This window comes from Nocardioides alkalitolerans, from assembly GCA_038184435.1.
In the GTDB taxonomy this organism is placed as follows: Bacteria; Actinomycetota; Actinomycetes; order Propionibacteriales; family Nocardioidaceae; genus Nocardioides; species Nocardioides alkalitolerans_A.
Genome location: CP116227.1, coordinates 3,950,589 through 3,976,969 on the forward strand (window position 1 = coordinate 3,950,589; position 26,381 = coordinate 3,976,969).

General features: G+C 72.6%; 23 protein-coding genes. 19 read left to right on the top strand and 4 right to left on the bottom strand.

Going from position 1 to position 26,381, the window contains the following annotated elements:
• Positions 1–12: 12 nt before the first annotated feature.
• Positions 13–969 (bottom strand): MoxR family ATPase, encoded by a 957-nt coding sequence (locus tag PIR53_18765; GenBank protein ID WZH52047.1) that lies wholly within the window; start codon positions 967–969, stop codon positions 13–15.
• Positions 966–2,081: an NDMA-dependent alcohol dehydrogenase gene (locus PIR53_18770; protein WZH52048.1), complete on the bottom strand. Its 1,116-nt coding sequence runs from the start codon at positions 2,079–2,081 to the stop codon at positions 966–968. The genes PIR53_18765 and PIR53_18770 overlap by 4 nt, the downstream gene beginning before the upstream one ends.
• A 187-nt stretch (positions 2,082–2,268) precedes the next feature.
• On the opposite strand from PIR53_18770, the gene PIR53_18775 reads away from it, so the two are divergent.
• Together PIR53_18775 and PIR53_18780 are read left to right on the top strand one after the other, a co-directional pair.
• Positions 2,269–3,756: an aldehyde dehydrogenase family protein gene (locus PIR53_18775; GenBank protein WZH52049.1), complete on the top strand. Its 1,488-nt coding sequence runs from the start codon at positions 2,269–2,271 to the stop codon at positions 3,754–3,756.
• Between the two features lie 136 nt (positions 3,757–3,892).
• Positions 3,893–5,236, top strand: coding sequence for an FAD-dependent oxidoreductase (locus PIR53_18780; GenBank protein ID WZH52050.1), 1,344 nt, complete (start codon positions 3,893–3,895; stop codon positions 5,234–5,236).
• Positions 5,237–5,321: 85 nt separating this feature from the next.
• Here the strand turns inward: PIR53_18780 and PIR53_18785 are convergent, their stop codons facing one another.
• Positions 5,322–6,614: an isochorismate synthase gene (locus PIR53_18785; protein ID WZH52051.1), complete on the bottom strand. Its 1,293-nt coding sequence runs from the start codon at positions 6,612–6,614 to the stop codon at positions 5,322–5,324.
• Positions 6,615–6,679: 65 nt separating this feature from the next.
• Here PIR53_18785 and PIR53_18790 point away from each other — a divergent pair, with 65 nt between their 5' ends.
• Positions 6,680–7,375 (top strand): hypothetical protein, encoded by a 696-nt coding sequence (locus tag PIR53_18790; protein WZH52052.1) that lies wholly within the window; start codon positions 6,680–6,682, stop codon positions 7,373–7,375.
• Here the strand turns inward: PIR53_18790 and PIR53_18795 are convergent.
• On the bottom strand, positions 7,363–8,268 hold the full coding sequence (locus PIR53_18795) for a L,D-transpeptidase family protein (GenBank protein WZH52053.1): 906 nt from the start codon (positions 8,266–8,268) through the stop codon (positions 7,363–7,365). The genes PIR53_18790 and PIR53_18795 overlap by 13 nt on opposite strands.
• Positions 8,269–8,368: 100 nt before the next feature.
• Between PIR53_18795 and PIR53_18800 the strand changes: the two genes are divergently transcribed.
• The 16 genes from PIR53_18800 (at position 8,369) to PIR53_18875 (ending at position 26,337) form a co-directional block, all read left to right on the top strand.
• The gene (locus PIR53_18800; GenBank protein ID WZH52054.1) at positions 8,369–9,058 is read left to right on the top strand and encodes a demethylmenaquinone methyltransferase; all 690 of its coding nucleotides are present in this window, start codon (positions 8,369–8,371) and stop codon (positions 9,056–9,058) included.
• A 493-nt stretch (positions 9,059–9,551) separates the two neighbouring features.
• Entirely contained in the window at positions 9,552–9,911 is a 360-nt protein-coding gene (locus PIR53_18805; protein WZH52055.1) for an NADH-quinone oxidoreductase subunit A, read from the top strand.
• Between the two features lie 4 nt (positions 9,912–9,915).
• Positions 9,916–10,470, top strand: a complete 555-nt coding sequence (locus PIR53_18810) for an NADH-quinone oxidoreductase subunit B (protein ID WZH52056.1) — start codon at positions 9,916–9,918, stop codon at positions 10,468–10,470.
• Positions 10,467–11,159: an NADH-quinone oxidoreductase subunit C gene (locus PIR53_18815; protein WZH52057.1), complete on the top strand. Its 693-nt coding sequence runs from the start codon at positions 10,467–10,469 to the stop codon at positions 11,157–11,159. The genes PIR53_18810 and PIR53_18815 overlap by 4 nt, the downstream gene beginning before the upstream one ends.
• Positions 11,159–12,532, top strand: a complete 1,374-nt coding sequence (locus tag PIR53_18820) for an NADH-quinone oxidoreductase subunit D (protein ID WZH52058.1) — start codon at positions 11,159–11,161, stop codon at positions 12,530–12,532. Before PIR53_18815 ends, PIR53_18820 begins: the two co-directional genes overlap by 1 nt.
• On the top strand, positions 12,529–13,317 hold the full coding sequence (nuoE, locus tag PIR53_18825; protein WZH52059.1) for an NADH-quinone oxidoreductase subunit NuoE: 789 nt from the start codon (positions 12,529–12,531) through the stop codon (positions 13,315–13,317). The genes PIR53_18820 and nuoE overlap by 4 nt, the downstream gene beginning before the upstream one ends.
• Positions 13,314–14,657, top strand: a complete 1,344-nt coding sequence (nuoF, locus tag PIR53_18830) for an NADH-quinone oxidoreductase subunit NuoF (GenBank protein ID WZH52060.1) — start codon at positions 13,314–13,316, stop codon at positions 14,655–14,657. Before nuoE ends, nuoF begins: the two co-directional genes overlap by 4 nt.
• Positions 14,654–17,140, top strand: a complete 2,487-nt coding sequence (locus tag PIR53_18835) for an NADH-quinone oxidoreductase subunit G (protein WZH52061.1) — start codon at positions 14,654–14,656, stop codon at positions 17,138–17,140. Before nuoF ends, PIR53_18835 begins: the two co-directional genes overlap by 4 nt.
• The gene (nuoH, locus tag PIR53_18840) at positions 17,137–18,447 is read left to right on the top strand and encodes an NADH-quinone oxidoreductase subunit NuoH (protein WZH52062.1); all 1,311 of its coding nucleotides are present in this window, start codon (positions 17,137–17,139) and stop codon (positions 18,445–18,447) included. The genes PIR53_18835 and nuoH overlap by 4 nt, the downstream gene beginning before the upstream one ends.
• Positions 18,444–18,992 carry an NADH-quinone oxidoreductase subunit NuoI gene (gene nuoI / locus PIR53_18845; GenBank protein WZH52063.1) on the top strand — a complete coding sequence of 183 codons (549 nt, stop codon included), beginning with the start codon at positions 18,444–18,446 and terminating at the stop codon, positions 18,990–18,992. Before nuoH ends, nuoI begins: the two co-directional genes overlap by 4 nt.
• Entirely contained in the window at positions 18,989–19,801 is an 813-nt protein-coding gene (locus tag PIR53_18850) for an NADH-quinone oxidoreductase subunit J (protein WZH52064.1), read from the top strand. Before nuoI ends, PIR53_18850 begins: the two co-directional genes overlap by 4 nt.
• Complete coding sequence (gene nuoK, locus PIR53_18855; protein ID WZH52065.1) at positions 19,801–20,103, top strand: NADH-quinone oxidoreductase subunit NuoK; 303 nt, start codon at positions 19,801–19,803, stop codon at positions 20,101–20,103. The genes PIR53_18850 and nuoK overlap by 1 nt, the downstream gene beginning before the upstream one ends.
• A gap of 72 nt (positions 20,104–20,175) precedes the next feature.
• Positions 20,176–22,071 carry an NADH-quinone oxidoreductase subunit L gene (gene nuoL, locus PIR53_18860; protein ID WZH54479.1) on the top strand — a complete coding sequence of 632 codons (1,896 nt, stop codon included), beginning with the start codon at positions 20,176–20,178 and terminating at the stop codon, positions 22,069–22,071.
• Complete coding sequence (locus tag PIR53_18865; GenBank protein ID WZH54480.1) at positions 22,071–23,681, top strand: NADH-quinone oxidoreductase subunit M; 1,611 nt, start codon at positions 22,071–22,073, stop codon at positions 23,679–23,681. The genes nuoL and PIR53_18865 overlap by 1 nt, the downstream gene beginning before the upstream one ends.
• Positions 23,681–25,324 carry an NADH-quinone oxidoreductase subunit NuoN gene (gene nuoN / locus PIR53_18870; protein ID WZH52066.1) on the top strand — a complete coding sequence of 548 codons (1,644 nt, stop codon included), beginning with the start codon at positions 23,681–23,683 and terminating at the stop codon, positions 25,322–25,324. Before PIR53_18865 ends, nuoN begins: the two co-directional genes overlap by 1 nt.
• Positions 25,321–26,337 carry a polyprenyl synthetase family protein gene (locus PIR53_18875; protein ID WZH52067.1) on the top strand — a complete coding sequence of 339 codons (1,017 nt, stop codon included), beginning with the start codon at positions 25,321–25,323 and terminating at the stop codon, positions 26,335–26,337. Before nuoN ends, PIR53_18875 begins: the two co-directional genes overlap by 4 nt.
• Positions 26,338–26,381: the final 44 nt, after the last annotated feature.

Sequence of the window (26,381 nt, forward strand, 5' to 3'; positions counted from 1 at the left end):
TGGGGGGCGGGCTCAGCGTTCCCCCGGCGACCGGTCCTCCTCGCCGGAGTCGCCGTCGCCGTCGCCGTCGTCGTTCGAGGGCGGAGCGCCGAAGACGTCGCGGTAGAGCTCCTCGATGATCTCCTCGGCGCGGCGGCCCGCACCGTCGTCGATGCGCACGCGGCCGCTGAGCGCGACCAGGGCGGCGTCGAGCCCGACGTGCCAGTCGTCGACGGCCCGGCCGCGCGCTGCCGCGAGGTGGTGGGCGAGCCCGCCCAGGTCGATGGCGCCGCGCACCGACGACCCCACGCGGAGGTCCACGTGGGACCGGGTGCGGCGCACGAGGTCGACCACCCGGTCCGCCCAGGCCCGGGGCAGCGCCGGTGCCGTGGCGCGGGTCAGCACGATCTGCGCCTCGGCCTCGGCGGACTGGTAGTCCATGGCGATCCGGCAGGTCCGGTCGTAGACGGCGCCGGAGACGCGGGCGGTCCCCACCGCGTCGTACGGGTTCATCGCCGCGACGACGGCGAAGCCGGGCTCCGCGGTGACCGTCCCGAGGCGCGGCACGACGATCTCGCGCTCGGACATGACGGCGAGGAGCGTGTTGAGCGTCTCCTCGGGCACCCGGTTGAGCTCCTCCACGTAGAAGAGCCCGCCCGTGCGCATCGCGACGAGCAGCGGCCCGTCGACGAAGATCTCGGCGCAGTAGCCCTTCTCGAGCACCTGGGCGGGATCGAACTGGCCGACGACCCGCGCCGGCGTGAGCTCGGCGTTGCCCTCGACCAGCACGAAGGTGGTGCTGCGGGCCGTCGCGACGGCCCGCAGGAGGGTGCTCTTGCCCGTGCCGGGCGGGCCCTCGAGCACGACGTCGGCGCCGGCGGCGAGCGCGGCCTCGAGCAGCTCGGTCTCCCGCTCGCGGCCGACGACGGCCGCCGCGACCTGCGCGGCGACCGTCGGGGCGGCGGAGGAGGAGGTGAGCGGCAGGCTCACGAGTGGTCGTGCACGAGCACGCCGCGCACGTTCTTGCCGTCGAGGAGGTCGTCGTAGCCCTCGTTGACCTGCTCCAGCGTGTACGTCTTGGTGATGAGCTCGTCGAGCTTGAGGTCGCCGGACTGGTAGAGGCCCAGGATCCGCGGGATGTCCACCGTCGGGTTGCAGTCGCCGAACAGGCTGCCGAGCACCTGCTTGCGGAACAGCGTCAGCACCGAGCCCGACAGCTGGATGGTGGCCTCCTCCAGCTTGTTGAGGCCGGTCAGCACGACCTTGCCGCCCTTGCCGACCGCGTTGAAGCCGCCCTCGACGATCTCGGACGTCATCAGGCCGGGGGTCAGGATCGCGGAGTCCGCCATCTGGCCGCGCGTGAGGTTCGTGATGGTCTCCATCGCCTCCTCGGCGCTCGCGAACGCATGGGTCGCGCCGAGCTCCATCGCCTTCTCCCGCTTGTTGGGGAGCGGGTCGATCGCGATGACGTTCTTGGCGCCGGCGAGCGCGGCACCCTGCACGGCGTTGATGCCGATGCCGCCGATGCCCGCGACCACCACCGTCTGGCCGGCCTTGACGTCGGCCGTGTTGACCGCCGCACCCCACCCGGTGGGCACCCCGCAGCCGACGAGCACGGCCTTGTCGAGCGGCAGGTCGTCGTCGACCTTCACGCACGAGTTCTGGTGGATGACCCCGTACTGGCTGAAGGTGCCGAGCATGCACATCGCGCCGTACTGGCCGCGGGGTCCGGTGAGGGGGAACCGGTCGCCCGGGAGGTAGCCCTCGAGGATCGTGGCGCCCATGTCGCAGATGGACTGCTGGCCGTTGGCGCAGTAGCGACACGTCCCGCAGTTGGGGATGAACGAGCAGACGACGTGGTCACCGGGCTTCACGCGCGTCACGCCGGGGCCGACCTCCTCGATGATCCCGGCGCCCTCGTGGCCGAGCACCATCGGCAGTCGCGCCTCGAGGTCGCCGTGCGCGATGTGGACGTCGGAGTGGCACAGCCCGCCGTAGAGGTAGCGGATGAGCACCTCGCCCTCGCGGGGACCGTCGAGGTCGAGCTCCTCGATCTCGATGGGCTTGCCTGCTTCGATGACGACCGCTGCCTTGGTCTTCATGGTGCTCCTCTGCTCGTAGTGACGCGGACCACACTGGCAGCGCAGGTCGGGGAGGAGTGTTCAGGAACTGGACAGCCCTCGCGGCCGGCCCGGTCCGGCCCGCGAGGTGTTCAGAGACTGGACAGATGGGGGCCGTGGGCGTTCCTAGCGTGACGTGCGTCTCGTCATCCCACGAAGGAGTCCGGTCATGACCATCAGCTCGCCGCGCGTCAAGGAGTTCCTCAACAACCCGGTCCGCATGCTCGTCGACGGCGCGTGGGTCCCCGCCGCGTCGGGGCGGACCTTCGACACCCACGACCCCGCCACGGGCGAGGTGCTGGCCTCGGTGCCGCTGGGCGACGTCGAGGACGTCGACCGGGCCGTCGCCGCCGCGCGCCGCGCCTTCGACGACGGTGCGTGGGTGCGGATGCGCCCGAACGCCCGCGAGCGCATCATCTGGAGGATCGCCGACCTCATCGAGGAGCACGCGGCCGACCTCGCCGAGCTGGAGTCCCTCGACAACGGCAAGTCGGCGACCATCGCGCAGGTCGCGGACGTGCGCTTCGCCGCCGAGTGCTTCCGCTACTACGCGGGCTGGCCGACCAAGCTCACGGGCACGACCAACGCGCCGTCGATGCTGCTGGCCGACCCCGGGCAGGAGTTCCACGCCTACACCCGGCGCGAGCCGGTCGGCGTGTGCGGACAGATCATCCCGTGGAACTTCCCGATCCTCATGGCGGCGTGGAAGCTCGGGCCGGCGCTCGCGACGGGCAACACCGTCGTGCTGAAGCCGGCGGAGCAGACGCCGCTGACGGCGCTCTACCTCGGTCAGCTGCTCCTCGAGGCGGGCGTGCCCGCGGGTGTCGTCAACATCGTCACCGGGGCGGGGGAGACGGGTGCGGCGATCTCGGCGCACGACGACGTCGACAAGGTGGCGTTCACGGGCTCGACCGAGGTCGGGAAGAAGATCGTCGAGGCGGCGCAGGGCAACCTCAAGAAGGTCTCGCTGGAGCTGGGCGGCAAGTCGCCGAACATCGTCTTCGCCGACGCCGACATCCCCGCGGCCGTGGCCGGCACGATCATGGGCTTCACCTTCAACTCGGGCCAGGCCTGCGAGTCCGGCACGCGCGTGTTCGTCCACGAGGACGTGTACGACGCGTTCACGGCCGCGCTCGCCGAGGCGGTCGGCCAGCTGCAGGTGGGTCCGGGCAGCGACCCCGCGTCCGTCATCACGCCGCTCGTGTCGCAGGAGCAGCTCGACCGCGTGGCGGGCTACCTCGCGGCGGGCAAGGCGGACGGCGCGCGGGTGCTCGTGGGCGGCGAGCGCGTCGGCGACTCGGGCTACTACGTGCAGGCGACGGTGTTCGTCGACGCCACCCCCGACATGTCGATCGTGCGCGAGGAGATCTTCGGGCCGGTCGCGGTGGCGATCCGCTTCAGCGACGAGGACGAGGTCGTGGCCGCGGCCAACGACAGCATCTACGGCCTGGCCGCCGGCCTGTGGACGTCGGACCTGAGCCGCGCGCACCGCGTCGCGGGGCGGCTGAAGGCCGGTCAGGTGTGGGTCAACACCTTCCACGCCTTCGACGCCGGCCTGCCGTTCGGCGGCTACAAGCAGTCCGGCTGGGGCCGTGAGCTCGGCGCGGAGGCGCTCGACCTCTACACCCAGGTGAAGGCCGTCAACATCGCGCTCTGAGGAACGGCCCGACGGGCGGGTCACGTCCCCGGGGTCCGCCCCGTGGACGTGACCCGCATCGCACGGCCTCGGCTGGGACAATGACCAGTCGGTAGTTAGCCTGGCCTAACCCCGTGTTCCGTCTGGAGGAAGAACTGTGCGTCCCATCCGTGTTGCCGTCGTCGGTGCCGGTCCCGCTGGCATCTACGCCGCGGACATCCTGACGAAGGAGTACGAGGCAGCGTCCGTCGACGTCTTCGACCGCCTGCCCGCACCCTACGGTCTGGTCCGGTACGGCGTGGCGCCCGACCACCCGCGGATCAAGGAGATCATCAAGGCCCTGCGCCGCGTGCTCTCGAAGGACGAGATCCGGTTCTTCGGCAACGTGGACTTCGGCACCGACGTGAAGCTCGAGGACCTGCGTCAGTTCTACGACGCGGTGATCTTTGCGACCGGCGCGATCTTCGACCGCGACCTCGACATCCCGGGCATCGACCTCGAGGGCAGCTTCGGCGCCGCCGACTTCGTCTCGTGGTTCGACGGCCACCCCGACTACCCGCGCGACTGGCCGCTCACGGCCGAGTCGGTCGCCGTCATCGGCGCCGGCAACGTGGCGCTCGACGTCGCGCGCATGCTGGCCAAGCCGGCCGACGAGCAGCTCACGACCGAGATCGCGGACAACGTCTACCAGGGCCTCAAGGCCAACAAGGCGACCGAGGTCCACGTCTTCGCGCGCCGCGGTCCGGCGCAGATCAAGTTCTCGCCGATGGAGCTGCGCGAGCTGTCGCACTCGCCGAGCATCGACGTCGTCGTCGACGAGGAGGACTTCCAGATCGACGACGCCGGCCAGGCCGCGATCCAGAAGACCAAGAGCGTGCGGCTCGTCGTCGACACCCTGCTCAAGTACGCCGAGTCCGAGCCCACCGGCGCCCCCCACCGCATCCACATCCACATGTGCCACAACCCCGTCGAGGTGCTCGGCGAGGACGGCAAGGTGGTGGCCATCCGCACCGAGCGCACCGAGCTCGACGGCACGGGCAACGCGGTCGGCACCGGCGAGTTCGTCGACACCCCCGTGCAGGCGGTCTACCGGGCGGTCGGCTACCGCAGCTCGGCCCTCCCGGAGGTCCCGTTCGACGACACCGACCACGTCATCCCCAACGCGGGCGGTCGGGTGCTCGACCTCGACGGCCAGCACGTGGCGGGCACCTACTGCACCGGGTGGGTCAAGCGCGGTCCGGTCGGCCTCATCGGCCACACCAAGTCCGACGCCGCGGAGACGATCAGCAACCTGATCGCCGACCTCGACGCGACGCCCGCCCCGGAGCAGGCCGCCCCCGAGGCCGTCGAGCGCCACCTCACCGAGCGTGGCGTCGACTTCACGACGTGGGACGACTGGATCCGCCTCGACGCCCACGAGGTCGCCCTCGGCGAGGCCGACGGCCGCGAGCGCATCAAGGTCGTGCCCCGCGAGGACATGCTGCGCCACTCGCGGGCCTGACCCGCCTCTCGGAGCCACCACTCGTGGCCCCAGCGCCACGGACGACGTGGCGCCGGGGCCACGACTGCGTTCGGGGAGGGAGGGATCAGGCGTCGAGCGCGTGCCGCACGGGCTCGAGCTTCGCCTGGCTCTCGGCCAGCTCGTCCGCCGGGTCGGAGCCGGCGACGATGCCGCAACCGGCGAAGAGCCGCACGCGGCCCCGGCCCGTCACGGGGTCGGGCGCGACGACCTGGGCCGAGCGCAGCGCGATGCCCCACTCGCCGTCGCCCGTGGCGTCCATCCAGCCGACGGGCCCGGCGTACCGGCCCCGCACCATGCCCTCCAGCTCCGCGATCAGCGCGGTGGCCGCCGGGGTGGGGGTGCCCCCGACGGCGGCGGACGGGTGCAGCGACGCCGCGAGACCCAGCGAGGTCGTGGTGGCGTCGTCGGGGACCACGCCGTTCACGTCGGTGGCCAGGTGCATGACGTTGGGCAGGTGGAGCACGAACGGCGACTCGGGCACGTTCATCGACGAGCAGTGCGGCTCCAGGGCGTCGGCGACCGAGCGCACGGCGTACTCGTGCTCCTCGAGGTCCTTCGACGACCGCGCCAGCTCGCCGGCGAGGCCGGCGTCGCGTGCGTCGTCGCCGGTGCGGCGGATCGTGCCGGCCAGCACGCGGGACGTGACGAGGCCGCGCTCGCGGCGCACCAGCATCTCCGGCGTCGCACCGAACAGGCCGTCCACGTGGAAGGTCCAGCAGGAGGAGTACGCCGCGGCGAGGCGCCGCAGTGGCCAGCGGACGTCCACCGGCTCGTCCGTCTCGGCGACCACGTCGCGGGCCAGCACGACCTTCTCGAGCGCGCCCGCGTCGATCCGCGCGACGGCCTCGGCGACCGCGGACTGCCAGGCGTCGTCGGTGAGCCCGCCGCCGACGAAGTGCAGGCCCGTCGGCGCGGCCGGGGGCTCGGCGAGCCGCAGGGCGGGGGAGCCGATGGTGTCGTGGCCGATGGTGGTGAGCCAGCGTCGTCCGCCGCGCTGGCCGACCACGACCCGCGGCACGACGAGGGTCGAGGTGCCCGGGGTGTCCGCGAAGGCGAACGACCCGAAGGCGACCAGGCCGGTGCCCGGCAGGCCGACCTCGTCGCGCACGACCGCGCGGGACGTCAGCGACGCCCACCAGGCCTCGGCGTCGGCGAAGCGGTCGGCGCCGCTCGTGGTGACCTCCGCGGCCACGCCCCACCCGACGATGCCGTCCCCGGCCCGCACCCACGCGAGGGGCGCGTCGGCGGGGAGCAGGTCGACGAGGTCGCCCGGCGTGCCGTCGAGGGGCACCGTGCGGGCGACGAGGGAAACCGTGCCGGCGGTCGTGGTGCCGGGCTCGGAGGCGCTGCTGGTCATCGTCTCCACATTACTGGCCGGCAACTGACGTCCCGAACCTGCGGGCGTTGCTACCGTCACACCTCGTGTCCGCTCCCGACCGCAGTCCCGCCGCCCGTCTGACCGCCGCCGCCACGCTCCGCGCGGTGCTCGGCGGCGTCGCAGCCCTCCTCCTCCTCATCGGCCTGGCGGTCGCGCTCCCCGCGGTGGTCGACGAGGACGACCCGGCGGACGGCGCCGGCGGCGGCGGCGCGGCGGCCGGTGGGTCCGTGGACCCGGACAGCCCGCTCGAGCTCCCCGTGGTCGCCGGCGACTGGGTCTCGCTCACCCGCAGCGTCGACCCCGAGACCCTTCCGCCGGAGCAGCAGCAGACGGTGCAGGAGATCGACGCGGCCTGGGCCTACGCGGACGAGCAGCTGGCGGCCGACGCCGGCGTCGCCACCGACGCCGACCGCTACGTCATCCCCGACACGCAGACGCTCGTCGCCGTCCAGGCCTACCGCGGCCCCGACGGACCCCTCGTGCCGGCGACGCTGGCGGACCCGGCCTCCGGCGAGGCCCGCCTCCTGCTGCAGAGCTTCGGCGACGTCGACTGCGTGCTCGACGTGATCGCCGGGGAGGTCTCCCCGACGCCGCAGGTGCAGGAGATGCAGTGCCGACGTACCGCCGAGGACCTCACGATCCGCGTCTTCGTGCTCTCCGGCGCGAGCGGCGAGCAGGTCCGGGGCCTCATCGACGCCCTGTGGACCGAGCTGGACGGTCCGACGGCTCAGGACCAGTAGACGACCACGCCGTCGCCGACGCGCACCTGGTCGAACAGCGCGGCGATGCCGTCCCGGTCCCGCACGTTGACGCACCCGTGCGAGGCCCCGTTGTAGCCGTTCGCCGCGAAGTCCGGCGAGTAGTGCACCGCCTGGCCGCCCGAGAAGAACATCGCGAACGGCATCGACGTGTCGTAGATCGACGACACGTGGTCGCGGCTCTTGCGCTCCACCCGGAAGGCGCCCTCGCGGGTCTCCATGCCCTCGCGGCCGAACCGCACGTCGAAGGTCTGCAGCACCTGGCCGTCGACCACCCAGCGCAGCGTCCGCGTGGACTTGTCGACGCAGAGCACCCGTCCCTCCCGGCAGCGGGCGTCGAGGGCGCCGGCGACCGGCACGATGTTGTGCATCTCCTCGTACGTCGGCGGCCCGGTCATCGCGTGCACCTTGTCCAGCGTGCGCTCGTCCACCTCGCCCGTGACGGGGAACGCCCGCTTGGCCTGGAAGCCCTCCACGGCGGCGACGGTCGCCGCGTCGTACTCGCCCGTGACAGACGGCAGCCAGTCGATCTGGACCAAGCGCGCCTGGAGGTCGCGGACCTCGTCGCCGCTGTCGCCCGCGGCGTACAGGGCGGGGCCCGGCACCAGTGCGGGCTCCGGCTCCGGCTCCGGCGCGGGCTCGGGCTCGGGTTCCGGGGCGGGCGCCGGCACCGGCGTCTCCGTCGACGGGGCCGGGGCCGGGGCCGTCGACGGGGCCGGGGCCGGGGTCGAGGTGTCCGCGGGGGTCGACGCGGTCGCCGCCCGGTGCTCGGCCTCCGCCCGGTAGGTCACGCCGGCGTACCCGACCGCCACCGCCAGCCCGCTCGTCACGCACAACGCCAGCAGGGTGACCAGCACGCCTCGCAGGATCCTCATACCGCTACTCCTCGTCCACCGCGGCCCCGATGGCCGTCCGAGGAGATGACGCCGTGGCCGCCCGGCGGGTTGCATGCCGTGGCCACGTAGGCTGCGTCCCGTGGCCCGCGCTGAGCTCGACAAGCAACCCTCCGACGTGCGGCGCATGTTCGACGCCGTCGCGAAGCGCTACGACGTCACCAACGACGTGCTGTCCCTCGGGCAGGACCGGCGCTGGCGCCGCGACGTGCACCGGGCGATCGACCCGAAGCCGGGCGACCTCGTGCTCGACCTCGCAGCCGGCACCGGCACGTCGAGCGCCCCCTTCGTCTCCGCCGGCGCCGTCGTCGTGCCCTGCGACTTCTCGCTCGGCATGCTGCAGGTCGGCAAGGCCAACCGCCCGCACCTGCCGTTCGTGGCGGGCGACGCGACGAACCTGCCGTTCGCGGACGACTCCTTCGACGCCGTCACCATCTCCTTCGGCCTGCGCAACGTGGTCGACACCGCGGCCGCGCTCGCCGAGATGCACCGGGTGACGCGCCCCGGCGGCACCCTCGTGGTGTGCGAGTTCTCGCACCCGACGTGGGCGCCGTTCCGCACGGTGTACGTCGAGTACCTCATGCGTGCCCTCCCGCCCGTCGCCCAGGCGCTGTCGTCGTCGCCGGACGCCTACGTGTACCTCGCGGAGTCCATCCGCGCCTGGCCCGACCAGGCCGGGCTCGCCAAGCTCGTCGCCGAGGCCGGCTGGACGGGCGTCGAGTGGCGCGACCTGTCGGGCGGCATCGTGGCGCTGCACCGCGCGACCGCCTGACCCTGGCTCCTCTTCCCTCCCGGGTCGGCCTGCTCCGGCGCCCCGCCCCCGTGTAACGCGGTGTCCGGGTCACTGTGGACGTGGTCGACCACCCGGGCAGTAGCACCAACGCCGCGTTACACGAACGGGGCGGTGCTTGTCCCCGGTGCCGGCCCTCCCCGCAGCGAGGTACGTCCGCGTTGCGGGGCGCCACCACCGTCCGACAAGTAACGCGGTGTTACGTACTCCATGCCGGTGGTCGACCCCGTGTGAAGTAGCTCGGACACCGCGTTACACGGCGAGGGCCCACGCGCCCCCACCGCGCCATCCCAATTAGGCAACGCGCCCGTACCCTAAATCCGCAGGTCAGAGGTGGTGGGTGGGGGTCGCATCTGTCGGACCCGAGGTCTAGGGTGTGACGCACAGCACTTTGTGATCCGTTTCACAAGTGCACGAGCGACGACCCTGCGCGGGTGTTCGGGCGGCTGCGCAGGCTGGCGGAAGGAGGGGCCGCGTGGAGCTCTACACCCCGGTGCTCGCACTGCTCGCGCTCGCGGCCGGATTCGCGATCTTCTCGGTCGCGGTCAGCACGCTGACAGGGCCGAAGCGCTACAACCGGGCGCGCCTCGACTCCTACGAGTGCGGCATCGAGCCGACGCCGCAGCCGCTGGGCGGCGGCCGGATCCCGGTGAAGTACTACACGGTCGCGATGACCTTCATCATCTTCGACGTCGAGATCATGTTCCTCGTCCCGTGGGCGGTCTACTTCGACCAGCTGTCCTGGTTCGGTCTCATCGCCGTCGTCCTGTTCCTGTTCAACATCACCCTCGCGTACGCCTATGAATGGCGCCGCGGCGGACTCGATTGGGACTGATCACATGGGTATCGAGGAGAAGCTCCCCAGCGGCGTCCTGCTGACGACCGTCGAGGGCGTCGCGGGCTACATGCGCAAGGCCAGCTTCTGGCCCGCGACCTTCGGCCTCGCCTGCTGCGCCATCGAGATGATGACGACCGGCGGGCCGCGCTACGACCTGGCGCGCTACGGCATGGAGGTCTTCCGCGCGAGCCCGCGGCAGGCCGACCTCATGATCGTCGCCGGCCGCGTGAGCCAGAAGATGGCGCCGGTCCTGCGCCAGATCTACGACCAGATGGCGGAGCCCAAGTGGGTGCTCGCCATGGGCGTCTGCGCCAGCTCGGGCGGCATGTTCAACAACTACGCGATCGTGCAGGGCGTCGACCACGTGGTGCCGGTGGACATGTACCTCCCCGGGTGCCCGCCCCGCCCCGAGATGCTCATCGACGCCATCCTCAAGCTCCACGACCAGGTGCAGCACACCAAGTTCGGCGCCCAGCGCGACGCGCAGATCACCGAGCTCGAGACGGCCGCGCTCAACGCCGTGCCGACGGAGGAGCAGAAGGGCCTCCTGCGATGAGCGACGAGCACCTGCCCGAGCCTGCGGCCGCGGAGGCCGCCGCCCCCGCGGCTGAGGTGCGCGCGCGGCGTACCGGCATGTTCGGGGTCCGCGGCTCCGGCGACACCTCCGGCTTCGGCGGGCTGCGCCGCGACGTCGTCTTCCCGGCGCCGGCGGAGCGCCCCTTCGGGGGCTGGTACGACGCGGTCGTCGACACCCTCGAGGCGGCGGTGCCCGGCGCGGTCGCGCAGGTGGTGGTGCACCGCGGGGAGCTGACCCTCCACGTGCGCCGTGAGCACCTCGCGGCGGCGGCCCGGGCCCTGCGCGACGAGCCGGACCTGCGGTTCGAGGTCTGCGCGAGCGTCAGCGGCGTCCACCACCCCGACGAGACCGGTGCCGAGCTGCACGTGGCCTACCACCTGCTCTCGATGACCCACAACCGTCGCGTCCGCGTCGAGGTGACCTGCCCCGACGCCGACCCCCACGTGCCGAGCGTCGTGGCGACCTACCCGACGGCCGACTGGCACGAGCGCGAGACGTGGGACTTCTTCGGGATCGTCTTCGACGGCCACCCGGCGCTGACCCGCATCCTCATGCCGGACGACTGGCCCGGCCACCCGCAGCGCAAGGACTACCCGCTCGGCGGGATCAGCGTGGAGTACAAGGGCGGGACGATCCCGCCGCCCGACCAGCGGAGGTCGTACACCTGATGACCACGACACAGGGCAGCCGGCCGCGCGACCCGTACGCCGCGGGAGCCGCCGGCGACACCGACGGCGCCGACGCGGGACGCGTCTTCACGGTCACCGGCCAGGACTGGGACGAGGTCGTCTCCGGCGTCGGCGAGGCCGGCGACGCGGAGCGCATCGTCGTCAACATGGGCCCGCAGCACCCGTCGACCCACGGTGTGCTGCGGCTGGTCCTCGAGCTCGAGGGGGAGACGGTCACCGAGGCGCGGTGCGGGATCGGCTACCTGCACACGGGCATCGAGAAGAACATGGAGCACCGGACGTGGACGCAGGGCGTCACGTTCTGCACCCGCATGGACTACCTGTCGCCGTTCTTCAACGAGGCGACCTACGTGCTGGGCGTCGAGCGGCTGCTCGACATCGAGGACGACGTGCCCGAGAAGGCGCAGGTCATGCGGGTGCTGCTCATGGAGCTCAACCGCATCTCCTCCCACCTCGTCGCGATAGCCACCGGCGGCATGGAGCTGGGCGCGCTCACGGTGATGACCATCGGGTTCCGCGAGCGCGAGCAGGTGCTCGACCTGTTCGAGCTCATCACGGGCCTCCGCATGAACCACGCGTTCATCCGGCCGGGCGGCGTCGCGCAGGACCTGCCCGACGGGTCGCTCGCCGCCGTGCGGGACTTCGTCGCCCTCATGCGCAAGCGGCTCCCCGAGATCGCGGCGCTGTGCAACGCCAACCCGATCTTCCGGGGGCGGCTCGAGGGGGTGGGCTACCTCGACCTCGAGGGCTGCCTCGCGCTGGGACTCACCGGCCCGGTGCTGCGCTCGACGGGCTACGGCTGGGACCTCCGCAAGACGCAGCCCTACTGCGGCTACGAGACCTACGACTTCGACGTGCAGACCTGGGACACGGCCGACTCCTACGGCCGGTTCCGCATCCGCATGAACGAGATGTTCGAGAGCCTGCGGATCGTCGAGCAGTGCGTGGCCCGCCTCGAGGGCCTCGCGGGCGCGCCGGTGATGGTGGCCGACAAGAAGATCGCGTGGCCGAGCCAGCTCTCCATCGGCTCCGACGGCCAGGGCAACAGCCTCGACCACATCCGCCACATCATGGGCGAGTCGATGGAGGCCCTGATCCACCACTTCAAGCTGGTCACGGAGGGCTTCCGCGTGCCGCCCGGCCAGGCGTACGTGCCGGTGGAGTCACCGCGCGGCGAGCTGGGCGCCCACGTCGTCTCCGATGGCGGCACGAAGCCGCACCGCGTGCACTTCCGCGACCCGTCCTTCACCAACCTGCAGGCGACGAGCGTGATGAGCGAGGGCGGCATGGTCGCCGATGTCATCGTGGCCGTCGCCTCCATCGACCCCGTCATGGGAGGGGTGGACCGATGACGCTCTCGACCGAGACGCTCGCCGAGCTGCGCCAGATCACCGAGCGCTACCCGCAGGCCCGCTCGGGGCTGCTCCCGATGCTCCACCTCGTGCAGTCCGCCGAGGGCCGGATCACGCCCGAGGGCATCGAGGCCTGCGCCGAGATCCTCGGCCTCACCCCGGCCGAGGTCAGCGGCGTCGCGACCTTCTACACGATGTACAAGCGCCGCCTCGTCGGCGACTACCACGTGGGGGTCTGCACCAACACGCTCTGCGCGGTCATGGGCGGCGACGAGATCTTCGCGGCCCTGAAGGAGCACCTGGGGATCGGCAACGACGAGACCACCGACGACGGCGTCGTCAGCCTCGAGCACGTCGAGTGCAACGCGGCCTGCGACTACGCCCCGGTCGTGATGGTGAACTGGGAGTTCGTCGACAACCAGACGCCCGAGAGCGCGCGCCGGCTCGTCGACGACCTGCGCTCCGGCGCCGAGGTGCGCTCCACCCGCGGGCCCGCCATCTGCACGTGGCGCCAGGCCGAGCGCGTGCTCGCCGGCTTCCCCGACGACCGGGCCGACGAGGGACCCGCCGCTGGACCGGCCTCGCTGGCGGGCCTGCGCGTCGCCCGCGAGCGCGGCTGGGAGGCCCCCGCCGCCGGTGGCACGGACGCCGAGGACGAGTCCCATGGCCCCGCTCCCGACGCCGACCCCGACGACGCCGCCGCCGTGGCGGCCGACGAGCAGGCGGACACGTCCCGGGCGGAGTCCGAGGCGAAGCTCGACGAGGGCAAGGAGGACGACGCATGAGCATCCCGCCGCTGACCCCGGTGCTCACGGACAACTGGGACGCCGAGCGTTCCTGGACGCTCGACTCCTACGCCCAGCGGGGCGGGTACGACGCGCTCGACGTCGCCTTCGGCATGGCACCCGACGAGGTCGTCGCCGCCGTGAAGGACGCCGGACTCCGCGGCCGGGGCGGTGCGGGCTTCCCCACGGGCATGAAGTGGGGCTTCATCCCGCAGGACCCGAGCGCGCCGGGCGGCGACAAGCCCAAGTACCTCGTCGTCAACGCCGACGAGTCGGAGCCGGGCACCTGCAAGGACATCCCGTTGATGATGGCGAGCCCCCACACGCTCGTGGAGGGCGTGATCCTCGCGTCGTACGCGATCCGCGCCCACCACGCCTTCATCTACGTGCGCGGCGAGGTGCTCCACGTCGTGCGGCGCCTGCAGCGCGCCGTGCAGGAGGCCTACCTGGCGGGCCACCTGGGCCGGGACATCCACGGCTCGGGCTACGACCTCGACCTCGTGGTGCACGCGGGGGCGGGCGCCTACATCTGCGGGGAGGAGACGGCGCTGCTCGACTCGCTCGAGGGGCGGCGCGGCCAGCCCCGGCTGCGACCGCCGTTCCCCGCGGTCGCGGGTCTGTACGCGAGCCCGACCGTCATCAACAACGTCGAGTCGATCGCGTCGGTGCCGGCGATCATCCGCAACGGCGCCGACTGGTTCGCCTCGCTCGGCACGGAGAAGTCGAAGGGCTTCGTCATCTACTCGCTCTCGGGGCACGTGCGGAACCCGGGGCAGTACGAGGCGCCGCTCGGCATCACGCTGCGCGAGCTCATCGACCTCGCCGGGGGGATCCGCGAGGGTCACCGGCTGAAGTTCTGGACCCCGGGCGGGTCGAGCACGCCGCTGCTCACCGAGGAGCACCTCGATGTGCCGCTCGACTACGAGTCGGTCGGCGGTGCCGGCTCGATGCTCGGCACCCGGGCGCTGCAGATCTTCGACGAGACCGTCTCGGTCGTGCGCTGCGTGCTGCGGTGGACGGAGTTCTACAAGCACGAGTCGTGCGGCAAGTGCACCCCGTGCCGCGAGGGCACGTGGTGGCTGGTGCAGACCCTGGCCCGTCTCGACGCCGGCCGGGGGGAGGAGGGCGACATCGAGAAGCTGCTCGACCTCTGCGACAACATCCTCGGCCGCTCGTTCTGCGCCCTCGGCGACGGCGCGACCAGCCCGATCACCTCGGCGATCCGCTACTTCCGCGACGAGTTCGAGACGGCGATGCACACCCCGACGAGCGTCTCGTTCCCCCCGGCGGCGTCGACCGCGTGGTCCGACGCCGGAGCCACGGCGGGGGTGGGTGCGTGACCACCACCCCGGAGCGGACCCCCCGGACCCCCGAGACGGCCGGTGCCGTCGACCTCGTCACCGTCACCATCGACGGCGTGAACGTGGCGGTGCCGAAGGGCACCCTCGTGATCCGTGCCGCCGAGCAGGTCGGCATCGCGATCCCGCGGTTCTGCGACCACCCGCTGCTGGAGCCCGTCGGGGCCTGCCGCCAGTGCCTCGTCGACGTCCCCGACGCCGGCAACGGGCGCGGGCTGCCGAAGCCCCAGGCCTCCTGCACCCTCGAGGTCGCCGACGGCATGGTGGTCAACACCCAGGCCACCAGCGGCGTCGCCGACAAGGCGCAGCAGGGGGTCATGGAGCTGCTGCTCATCAACCACCCGCTCGACTGCCCGGTCTGCGACAAGGGCGGCGAGTGCCCCCTGCAGAACCAGGCGATGAGCAACGGCCGCGGCGACTCCCGCTTCGAGGGCGTGAAGCGCACCTTCCCGAAGCCGATCCACCTCTCGCCGCAGGTGCTGCTCGACCGCGAGCGGTGCATCGTGTGCCAGCGCTGCACGCGGTTCGCCGAGCAGATCCCGGGCGACCCGTTCATCGCCCTCGTCGAGCGGGGCGCGCAGCAGCAGATCGGCATCGCCGAGGACGCGCCGTTCCTGTCCTACTTCGCGGGCAACACCATCCAGATCTGCCCGGTCGGCGCGCTCACCAGCGAGGCCTACCGCTTCCGCTCGCGGCCCTTCGACCTCGTCTCGGTGCCGAGCGTCGCCGAGCACGACGCCTGCGGCTCCGCGATCCGGGTCGACCACCGCCGCGGGAAGGTCATGCGCCGCCTCGCGGGCGACGACCCCGAGGTCAACGAGGAGTGGATCACCGACAAGGACCGCTTCGCGTTCACCTACGCCACGGCGCCCGACCGGCTGACCTACCCGCAGGTGCGCGACACCGACGGGTCGCTGCGGCCCGCCTCGTGGCCCGAGGCCCTCGCGGTCGCGGCCCGGGGGCTCGCCGCGGCGCGCGACCGCGCCGAAGGTCCCGGCGTCGGCGTGCTCCCCGGCGGGCGCGTGACCGCGGAGGACGCCTACTCCTACGCCACCTTCGCCCGCGTCGCCCTCGACACGAACGACGTCGACTTCCGCGCCCGTCCCCTGAGCGCGGAGGAGACCGACTTCCTCGGCTCCCACGTGGTGCTCACCGGCCCCGGCGGGGGCGGCGTCACGCAGGCCGACCTGGAGGCGGCCCGCACCGTGGTGCTCGCGGGCCTCGAGCCCGAGGACGAGGCCGGCGCGATCTTCCTGCGGCTCCGCAAGGCGGTCCGCTCGGCGCGGAGCCGTACGACGGTGCTCACCCTCGCGCCGTACCTCAGCCGCGGCTCCGCGAAGCTCCACGCCCGGCTCGTGCCCACCGCCCCCGGCGACGAGGCCGCGGCGCTCGACGGCCTCGCGGACCGGGCCGAGGAGCTCGTCGGCGCGGCCCTGGGGCCGGCCGACGTGCTGCTCGTGGGCGAGCGGCTGGCGACCTCGCCCGGCGCGCTCTCCGCCGCCGCCCGGCTCGCGGAGGCGACCGGCGCCAGGCTCGCCTGGGTGCCGCGTCGCGCCGGCGACCGGGGTGCTCTGGAGACCGGGTGCCTGCCCACCCTGCTGCCCGGTGGGCGTCCGGTCGCCGACGCGGCCGCACGGGTCGACGCGGCCGCGGCCTGGGGCGTGACGACCCTGCCGGAGCGGCCCGGCCGCGACGCCGAGCAGATCGTGGCGGCCGTGGCCGCGGGCGAGCTCGCCGGCCTCGTCGTCGGCGGCGTCGACCCGGCCGACCTGCCCGACCCCGCCGCGTTCCGCGCGGCGCTGGAGCGGGCGGAGTTCGTCGTCAGCCTCGAGCTGCGGGCCACCGAGGTGACTGCCCACGCCGACGTCGTGCTGCCGGTCGCGGCGGTCGCGGAGAAGGCGGGCATGTTCGTGACGTGGGAGGGCCGTCCCCGGCCGTTCCCCACGGTGCTCGCCGGCACCACCCGTCTGCCCGACTCGCGCGTGCTCGCCGGGATCGCCGAGGAGCTCGGCCGCCCGCTGGGGTTCCGCACCGTGGCGGAGGTGCGGGAGCAGATGGAGGCCCTCGGCGCGTGGGACGGCGAGCGCTCCGCGGCGCGTCCCGTCCCCGCGCGTCCGGTCCCGGCGACCGCGAGCGACGCGGCCGGCGGCGGATCCGCCGACGGCCACCGCCTCGCCACCTGGAAGCAGCTGCTCGACCTGGGGTCGCTGCAGGACGGCGACCCCGCGCTCCGCGCCTCGATGCGCCCGGCGGTCGTGCGGGTCGGCTCCGCGACGTACGAGGCCCTCGGCCGTCCCGCGCAGGTGCGGGTCACGGGGAGCCGGGGCGCGGTGGAGCTGCCCTGCGTGCACGAGCCGACGCTGGTCGACGGCACGGTCTGGGTGCCGACCCGCTCCGCGGGGCGAGGGGTGCTCGCGGACCTCGCGGCGCCGGGTGAGCGCGTGCAGGTGGAGGTGGCCCCGTGAACGGTCTGGACGCCTTCGGCGGCGACACGATCTGGGTGGTGCTGCTCAAGGCGGTGCTGATCTTCGTCGTGCTCGTGCTGCTGACGCTCTTCAACATCTGGTTCGAGCGGCGCGTGGTGGCCCGGATGCAGCACCGCATCGGGCCCAACAAGAACGGCCCGTTCGGTCTCCTGCAGAGCCTCGCCGACGGCGTGAAGCTGGCGCTCAAGGAGGACATCGTCCCGAAGGCCGCCGACAAGGTGGTCTTCGTGATCGCGCCGGTCGTCTGCGTGGTGCCGGCCTTCGTGACGTTCGCGGTCATCCCGTTCGGCCCCGAGGTGACCATCCCGTTCACCGACACGGTGACGCCGCTGCAGCTCACCGACATGCCGGTGGCCGTGCTGTTCGTGATGGCGATCGCCTCGATCGGCATCTACGGCATCGTGCTCGGCGGCTGGTCGAGCGGCTCGACGTACTCGCTCCTCGGCGGTCTCCGCTCGAGCGCGCAGATGATCTCCTACGAGGTCGCGATGGGCCTGGCGCTGGTCAGCGTCTTCCTCTACGCGGGGTCCGCGTCCACGTCGGAGATCGTCGAGGCGCAGGCCGACGGCTGGTGGTACGCGTTCACGATGGCGCCGGCGTTCGTCGTCTACGTCATCGCGATGGTCGGCGAGACGAACCGCGCGCCCTTCGACCTCCCCGAGGCGGAGGGCGAGCTGGTGGGCGGCTTCCACACCGAGTACAGCTCGCTGAAGTTCGCGCTGTTCTTCCTCGCCGAGTACATCAACATGGTCACCGTCTCCGCCCTCGCGACGACGCTGTTCCTCGGCGGCTGGCTGGCCCCCTTCGGCCTCGGCCACGTCTGGGAGGGCGCGAACGAGGGCTACTGGCCGGCGCTGTGGTTCTTCGGCAAGGTCTTCCTCTTCATGTTCATGTTCGTCTGGCTGCGCGGCACGCTGCCGCGGATGCGCTACGACCAGTTCATGGACTTCGGCTGGAAGCGCCTCATCCCGGTGGCGCTCGGCTGGGTCGTGCTCGCCGCGATCGTGCGGCTCGCGATCAACGACCGGGTGGTCGACCAGGGCCCGCTGCAGATCGGTGCGGTCGCGCTGGCGGTCGGGATCATCGCCTACGTCGTGGTGGTCGTCGTCTCCACCGAGCCGACCGAACCCGATCCCGACGTGCCCGCCCCGCACGCCGGCACGGGCGCCTACCCGGTGCCCCCGATGCCCGCGGGCGGAGCCGTGCGCGGCGCGGCCGCCCCGCTGACGTTCACCTCCGCGCCCGGTCCCGTGCAGGCCGGCGTGGTCGAGGAGGAGGCACGATGACGCTCAAGGAGCAGCTCTGGGACCCGGTCGCCGGGTTCGGGGTCACCTTCCGCACGATGTTCCGGAAGGTGGTGACCGAGGACTACCCGAAGGAGAAGAAGCCGACCGCACCCCGCTTCCACGGCCGCCACCAGCTCAACCGGTGGCCCGACGGGCTGGAGAAGTGCGTGGGCTGCGAGCTCTGCGCGTGGGCGTGCCCCGCCGACGCGATCTACGTCGAGGGCGCGTCCAACACCGACGAGGAGCGCTACTCGCCGGGGGAGCGCTACGGCCGCGTCTACCAGATCAACTACCTGCGCTGCATCCTCTGCGGCCTGTGCATCGAGGCCTGCCCGACGCGCGCGCTCACGATGACGAACGAGTACGAGCTCGCCGACTCCTCCCGCGAGGCACTGATCTACGAGAAGTCGGACCTGCTGGCGCCGCTCCTGCCCGGCATGGAGCAGCCGCCGCACCCGATGCGGCTCGGCGACGACGAGGGCGACTACTACCGCGGCTCGTTCACCGAGCGGTACGCCGCGCCCGAGCCCGGGGCGGCCCGATGATCGCGTTCTGGGTGCTCGCCCCGATCATGGTCGCGGCGGCCCTCGGGGTGCTCTTCGTGCGCAAGGCGGTGCACGCGGCCCTGCTCCTCGCGGTCGTCATGATCAGCCTCGCCGTGCTCTACGCCGTGCTCGAGGCCCCGTTCCTCTTCGCCGTGCAGATCATCGTCTACACGGGCGCGATCATGATGCTGTTCCTCTTCGTGCTCATGCTGGTCGGCGTCGACGCGTCCGACTCGGTCGTGGAGACCATCCGCGGCCAGCGTCTCCTGGCCGTCGTGGTCGGCGGCACCTTCGCGCTCCTGCTCGGCCTGCTGCTGGGCCAGGCGAGCCTCGGGGTCGCCTCCGGGCTCGGCGAGGCCAACGCGGGCGGCAACATCGAGGGCCTCGCCCAGGTGCTGTTCTCCCGCTACGTGCTGGCGTTCGAGGCCACCGCCGCACTGCTCATCACGGCCGCCCTCGGCGCGATGGTGCTCGCCCACCGCGAGCGCCTCACCCCGCGGGAGAGCCAGGCCGACCGGGCCCGCGCCCGCGTGCGGGCGTACGGCGCGGAGGGCGCCCACCTCGGGCCCGAGCCCGCCCCGGGCGTCTACGCCCGGCACAACGCGGTCGACACCCCGGCCCTGCTGCCCGACGGCACGCCGGCCGCGAGCTCGGTGCCCGGCACCATCGTGGCGCGGGGCACCGGGCGCCGCGCCCCGGCGTACCGGGACGTCGAGGACGTCGTCGGCACGCTCGAGGGACCCCGGGCGGACTCCGTCGAGGAGACCGACGCCGAGGACACGCCGCCGGCCGACGGGCGGGGGGCGTGATGGACGACCTGACCCCGTTCCTCGTCCTCTCGGCGATCCTCTTCAGCATCGGCTGCGTCGGCGTGCTCGTGCGGCGCAACGCGATCGTCGTGTTCATGTGCGTCGAGCTCATGCTCAACGCCTCCAACCTGGCCTTCGTCGTGTTCGCGAAGCAGCACGGCAACCTCGAGGGCCAGGTCGCCGCCTTCTTCGTGATGGTGGTCGCCGCCGCGGAGGTCGTCGTCGGGCTCGCGATCATCATGACCATCTTCCGCTCGCGCCGGTCGGCCTCGGTCGACGACGCCAGCCTGCTGAAGCTCTAGGGGAAGGGCGACGTGAACCTCTCGTCACAGACGCTCCTGCTGGCCGCGGCCGAGGGGCACCACGAGGTGCCGGTGGTCGACCCGTCGGCCGCCGAGGGTGTCTTCACGCTGCTCGGCCTGGTCATCGGCCTGCCCCTGCTGGGTGCCCTGGTGCTCCTCGTCGGCGGTCGGCGCACCGACCGCTGGGGCCACCTGCTCGGCACCGCCACCGTGGCCGGCTCCTTCGTCGTGGCGGTGCTGCTCTTCGTGGCCCTGCTCGGTCGCGAGGAGGGCGAGCGCCAGCTCACGCAGCACCTGTGGACGTGGGTCGACGTCGGGTCCTACCAGGTGGGGATGGACCTCCTCTACGACCCGCTCTCCGCGCTGTTCCTGCTCCTGATCACCGGCGTGAGCACGCTCATCCACGTCTACTCCATCGGCTACATGGCCCACGACGAGCGTCGGCGCCGGTTCTTCGGCTACCTCAACCTCTTCGTCGCGGCGATGCTCATGCTGGTGCTCGCGGCCGACTACCTGGGCGTCTTCCTCGGCTGGGAGGGCGTCGGGCTCGCGTCGTACCTGCTCATCGGGTTCTGGCAGCACAAGCCGTCGGCGGCGGCCGCCGCCAAGAAGGCCTTCGTCATCAACCGCGTGGGCGACATCGGCATGAGCCTCGCGATCATGCTGATGTTCGTCACCTTCGGCACGACGGCGTTCGTCGGCGTGAGCGCGGCCGCGGGCGAGGCCGGCGAGCAGACGATGACGTGGATCGGCCTGCTGCTCCTGCTGGGCGCCTGCGGCAAGTCGGCCCAGGTGCCGCTGCAGGCCTGGCTGCTCGACGCGATGGAGGGCCCGACGCCCGTGTCGGCGCTCATCCACGCCGCGACGATGGTGACGGCGGGTGTCTACCTGGTGACGCGGTCGAGCTTCGTCTTCGAGAACGCCCCGGTCGCGCAGACCGCGGTCGTCGTCGTCGCCTGCGTGACGCTGCTCTGGGGTGCGGTGATCGGCTGCGCGAAGGACGACATCAAGAAGGTGCTGGCCGGCTCCACGATGAGCCAGATCGGCTACATGATGCTGGCGGCGGGTCTCGGCCCGGCGGGCTACGCCTTCGCGATCTTCCACCTCCTCACCCACGGCTTCTTCAAGGCCACCATGTTCCTGGGCGCCGGCTCGGTGATGCACGGGACGAACGACGACGTCGACATGCGGCACTACGGCGCGCTGCGGAAGGCCATGCCGGTCACGTTCGTGACGTTCGCGATGGGCTACCTCGCGATCATCGGCTTCCCCGGGTTCTCCGGCTTCTGGAGCAAGGACAAGATCGTCGAGGCGGCGATCGGTGAGAACTACGTCGTGGGTGCCGCCGCCCTGGTCGGTGCCGGCGTGACGGCGTTCTACATGACGCGCCTGATGCTGATGACGTTCTTCGGCGAGAAGCGGTGGGAGCCGGACGTGCACCCGCACGAGTCGCCGAAGGTGATGACGGTGCCGCTCGTCGTGCTGGCCGCGCTGAGCGTGCTCGGTGGCGTGCTCCTGGTCGGCGACTGGATCACCGACTGGCTCGCCCCGGTCGTCGGCCCGGTGGAGCACCACGAGCTGCCGGTCCCGGTCATCGTCATCACGCTGCTCGTGACCGCCGTGGTCGCCGTCGGCGTGGCCGTCGCCGTGCTGCTGGTCGGGCGTCGGGAGGTGCCGCGCGAGGCGCCGAGCGACGTCTCGTTCGTGACCCGCGCCGCGCGGGCGGACCTCTACGGCGACGCCATCAACCACGGGCTGGTGGTCGCGCCCGGCGCGGCGCTGGTGCGGGGCCTGGTCGTCGTCGACGACCGCGCCGTCGACGGGGCCGTCGAGGGCGGCTCGGGCGGGATCGCGGGCCTCGCCTCGGTCCTGCGCCGGGCCCAGAACGGATACGTCCGCACGTACGCGCTCTCGGTGCTCCTCGGCGCCGTGATCGTCGTCCTGGCCATGGTGGCGGTGACCTGGTGATGCTGACCGCGCTCGTCGTCGTCCCCTTCGTGGGGGCGCTCCTCGTGATCGCCGCCGGGCGGCTCGCCCCGTCGTCCGGGGGAGGTGCGGGGAGCACCGCCCGCTGGGTGGCCCTCGGCGGCTCCCTCGTGACCCTCGCCGTCGCGCTGGGCGTGCTCGCGTCGTACGACCTCGACGGGTCGGGGATGCAGCTCACCGAGTCCTACGCGTGGATCGAGCCGCTGGGCGTGCACTGGGCGCTCGGCGTCGACGGGCTCGCGCTCGTCTTGGTGCTGCTCACCGCGGTGCTCGTGCCGATCGTGCTCGTCGCCGAGTGGCGCACGGGGGAGCCGGGCGACGGCATCCACGCGCCCGGGGACCCCCGCGGCGCCGACCACCGCGACCGGCGCGCCACCTTCGGCGCCTGGGTGCTGCTGCTCGAGGCGGCGGCGCTCGCGGTCTTCCTCGCGACCGACGTCTTCCTCTTCTACGTGGTGTTCGAGGCGACGCTGATCCCCGCCTACTTCCTCATCGGTGGCTTCGGCGGGGCCGAGCGGGGCCGGGCGGCGACGAAGTTCCTCGTCTACCAGCTGGCCGGCGGCCTCGTCATGCTGATGAGCGTCGTGGGGCTCTACGTGGTCGCCACCGAGCAGGGCCCGGCGTCCTACCTCGTCTCCGACCTCGCCGCCCTCGACCTCGGCGTGGTGGAGGGGCGCTGGCTGTTCCTCGGCTTCTTCGTCGCCTTCGCGGTGAAGGCGCCGCTGTTCCCGGTGCACACCTGGCTGGCCGACACGACGCAGACGGCGACGACGGGCACGAGCGTGCTGCTCGTCTGCGTGCTCGACAAGATCGGCACCTACGCGATGATCCGCTTCTGCCTGGGGCTCTTCCCCGAGGCGTCGACGTGGGCCACCCCGGTCGTCGTGACGCTGGCGCTGATCTCGATCGTGTACGGCGCGCTCATCGCCATCGGCCAGGACGACCTGCTCCGGCTGGTCGGTCTCACGTCCCTGTCCCACTTCGGGTTCATCGTGCTCGGCATCTTCGTGCTCACCGACCAGGGCCACACGGGCGCGATCCTCTACATGGTCAACCACGGCTTGGCGACGGCCGCACTGTTCCTCGTCGCCGGCTTCGCTGTGCGGCGCGCGGGCACGGCGTCGATCAGCGCCATGGGCGGCATGGAGAAGGCGGCGCCGGTGCTCGCCGGGCTGTTCCTGCTGGCCGGCATGGCGACCCTCGGCCTGCCGGGCCTCGCGCCGTTCGTCTCCGAGTTCCTCGTGACGCTCGCGGCCTTCGACTACGCCTGGTACGTCGGCGCGATCGCCGTCACCGGCATCGTGTGGGCGGCGATCTACGTGCTGTGGGCCTACCAGCGCTCGATGACGGGACCGCCGCGGCCGGTGCCGGGAGCCGAGGGCGAGACCCTCGACCACGCGGGCGCCGGGGGCGATCCGCGCGTCATCGGCGACCTCACGACCCGTGAGGTCGGGGTGCTGGTGCCGCTCGTCGTGGCGCTCGTCGGGTTCGGCTTCTTCCCGACCCTGCTCACCGACGTCATCGAGCCGACGACCACGCAGGTGCTGGAGCAGGTCGCCAGCGCCCTGCCCGCTGCCGAGGGAGGCAACTGATGGAGTTCACCGCCCCCGCGATCGACTGGCTGCTCGTCTCGCCCCTGCTGGCGGTCTTCGCCGCCGCGCTCGTCGGCATCGCCGTCGAGGCCTTCACCCCGCGGTCGCTCCGGCGGCCCGTGCAGGCGGGCATCGCCGCGATCGGCCTGCTGGCCGCCCTCGTGCTCAGCGTGGTCGTGGCGCTCGAGCTGCCGTCGCAGGGGGGCGGCGCGGCGCACGGCGACGTGACGCTCGCCGGTGCGGTGGTCGTCGACGGTCCGGCGGTGTTCCTGTGGGGCCTGCTCGCGGTCGTCGCCGTCGGCGGGCTCGCGCTGTTCACCGAGCGCCGCGTCGACGCGGGGCTGCCGGTCTTCGCGGGCCAGGCCTCCGTGCCGCCGGGCGCCGACCTCGGCGGCGGGCCCGGGATCGGCACCGGGGGAGCGGGCGAGGCGACGGGCGACGGGGGCGCACCCGCGTCGTACGACCGCTGGGAGCACACCGAGGTCTACCCCCTGCTGACGTTCGCCGTCGCCGGGATGATGCTCTTCGCCGCGGCGGGGGACCTGCTCACCATGTTCGTGGCGCTGGAGATCCTGTCGCTGCCGCTCTACCTGCTGTGCGGCCTCGGCCGCCGTCGCCGCCTGCTGAGCCAGGAGGCGGCGATGAAGTACTTCCTCCTCGGCGCCTTCTCCTCCGGCTTCTTCGTCTACGGCGCGGCGCTGCTCTACGGCTACTCCGGGACGCTGAGCCTCGCGGCCATCGCCGCCGCGGTGGGTGCGGGCGGCGGCCCGACGGTGCTGCTGCTGGCGGGCGTGGCCCTGGTGATGGTGGCGCTCCTCTTCAAGGTCGGGGCGGTGCCCTTCCACGCGTGGACCCCCGACGTCTACCAGGGCGCCCCGACCCCGGTCACCGCGTTCATGGCGGCGGCGACCAAGATCGCGGCCTTCGGCGCGGTGCTGCGGTTCCTGTACGTCGCGGTCGGCGACGCCCGCTGGGACTGGGCGCCCCTCGTGTGGGTCGTCGCGATCCTCACCATGCTCGGCGGCGTCGTGCTGGCCGTCGGCCAGAGCGACATCAAGCGCCTCCTGGCCTACTCGTCCATCGCCCACACCGGCTTCCTGCTCACCGGCGTGCTCGGCCTCCAGGGCAGGGGCGAGCTGGGCGTCGACCAGGTGACCTCGCTGCAGGCGGTGCTGTTCTACCTGGCGACGTACGGCGTGGCGACGGTCGGCATCTTCGCGGTGACGACCCTCGTGCGGGACGCGGGCGGGGAGGCGAGCGGCGTGGACCGCTGGTCGGGCCTGGGGCGCACGTCCCCGCTGGTCGCGGGCGCGTTCGCCGTGTTCCTCCTCAGCCTGGCCGGGATCCCGCTCACCTCGGGGTTCGTCGCGAAGTGGTCGGTCTTCGCCTCGGCGGCCGGCGCGGGCGCGTGGCCGGTGGTCGCGGTGGCGATCACCTCGAGCATCGTGGCGGTCTACTTCTACGTGCGGCACATCGTGACGATGTTCTTCGCCGACCCGCCCGCCGACCCGCCGGCGGTCGTCGTCCCGTCGCCCGCGACGAGCGTCACGATCGGCATCGCGCTGCTCGCGACGGTGGCGCTCGGCGTGGTGCCGGGCCCGTTGCTCGAGCTGGCGGGGGATGCGGGATCATTCCTCAGGTGAGCTCGAACACCGGCGGCCTGGCCCTTCCCGTCACCGACCCTGCACTGGCGCAGCGGCTCGTCGAGCGCCTCGCGGTCGTGGAGACGGCGCTGGCCGCCCACGTGCGCGGCAGCGCGCCGTTCGTCTCGGAGGCGGCGGCCCACCTCATGGCGGCGGGGGGCAAGCGGTTCCGTCCGCTCCTGGTGCTGCTGGCCGCCGAGGTCGGCAAGGACCCCGCCGCGCCCGAGGTCGAGCGGGCCGCCTGCGTCGTCGAGCTGACCCACCTGGCGTCGCTCTACCACGACGACGTGATGGACGAGGCGCTCCTGCGCCGCGGGGCCGACTCCGCCAACGCGCGCTGGGACAACCTCGTGGCGATCCTCACCGGCGACTTCCTGTTCGCGCGCTCCTCGGAGCTGACGGCCGACCTCGGTCCCGACGCGGTCCGCATCCAGGCGCAGACCTTCGCGCGGCTCGTCGAGGGCCAGATCCTCGAGACGGTGCCGCCGGGCGACGGCGTCGACCCCGTCGAGCACCACCTGGCCGTCGTGGCTGGCAAGACCGGCTCGCTCATCGCGACGTCGGCGCGGTACGGCGCGATGTTCGCCGGCGCGCCCGTCGAGGTGGTGGACGCGCTGACGGCCTACGGCGAGATCGTCGGCACCGCGTTCCAGCTCTCCGACGACATCCTCGACATCGCCTCCGACTCGACCGAGTCCGGCAAGACCCCCGGCACCGACCTCAAGGAGGGCGTGCCGACGCTGCCCGTGCTGCTCGTGGGCCGCTCGACGGACCCGGCGGACGCCCGGCTGCAGGAGCTGCTCGACCCGCGTCGCACGGACCTCGCCGCCGACGACGCGCTCCACGCGGAGGCGTTGGGGCTGCTGCGAGCGCACCCGGCGCTCGCCGAGGCGCGGGAGTACGTCGTGGCGCGCGCCACCGAGGCCAAGGAGCGTCTCGCGGTGCTCCCCGCGGGTCCGGTGCGTGACGCCCTCGAGGCGTTCGCCGACGTGGTGGCGACGCGCACGGCCTGATCGGTTCCGCTCTTTTCGGTTGACCCCCGCCCAGCGGACGCCGC

What these genes read in the sequence shown, in the direction of transcription:
- nuoN (WZH52066.1), top strand. Translation starts at nt 23,681, where the DNA reads ATGGAGTTCACCGCCCCCGCGATCGACTGGCTGCTCGTCTCGCCCCTG.
- PIR53_18775 (WZH52049.1), top strand. Translation starts at nt 2,269, where the DNA reads ATGACCATCAGCTCGCCGCGCGTCAAGGAGTTCCTCAACAACCCGGTC.
- nuoF (WZH52060.1), top strand. Translation starts at nt 13,314, where the DNA reads ATGAGCATCCCGCCGCTGACCCCGGTGCTCACGGACAACTGGGACGCC.
- PIR53_18820 (WZH52058.1), top strand. Translation starts at nt 11,159, where the DNA reads ATGACCACGACACAGGGCAGCCGGCCGCGCGACCCGTACGCCGCGGGA.
- PIR53_18785 (WZH52051.1), bottom strand. Translation starts at nt 6,614, where the DNA reads ATGACCAGCAGCGCCTCCGAGCCCGGCACCACGACCGCCGGCACGGTT.
- PIR53_18795 (WZH52053.1), bottom strand. Translation starts at nt 8,268, where the DNA reads ATGAGGATCCTGCGAGGCGTGCTGGTCACCCTGCTGGCGTTGTGCGTG.
- PIR53_18810 (WZH52056.1), top strand. Translation starts at nt 9,916, where the DNA reads ATGGGTATCGAGGAGAAGCTCCCCAGCGGCGTCCTGCTGACGACCGTC.
- PIR53_18815 (WZH52057.1), top strand. Translation starts at nt 10,467, where the DNA reads ATGAGCGACGAGCACCTGCCCGAGCCTGCGGCCGCGGAGGCCGCCGCC.
- nuoI (WZH52063.1), top strand. Translation starts at nt 18,444, where the DNA reads ATGACGCTCAAGGAGCAGCTCTGGGACCCGGTCGCCGGGTTCGGGGTC.
- PIR53_18770 (WZH52048.1), bottom strand. Translation starts at nt 2,081, where the DNA reads ATGAAGACCAAGGCAGCGGTCGTCATCGAAGCAGGCAAGCCCATCGAG.
- nuoE (WZH52059.1), top strand. Translation starts at nt 12,529, where the DNA reads ATGACGCTCTCGACCGAGACGCTCGCCGAGCTGCGCCAGATCACCGAG.
- nuoK (WZH52065.1), top strand. Translation starts at nt 19,801, where the DNA reads ATGGACGACCTGACCCCGTTCCTCGTCCTCTCGGCGATCCTCTTCAGC.
- PIR53_18865 (WZH54480.1), top strand. Translation starts at nt 22,071, where the DNA reads ATGCTGACCGCGCTCGTCGTCGTCCCCTTCGTGGGGGCGCTCCTCGTG.
- PIR53_18850 (WZH52064.1), top strand. Translation starts at nt 18,989, where the DNA reads ATGATCGCGTTCTGGGTGCTCGCCCCGATCATGGTCGCGGCGGCCCTC.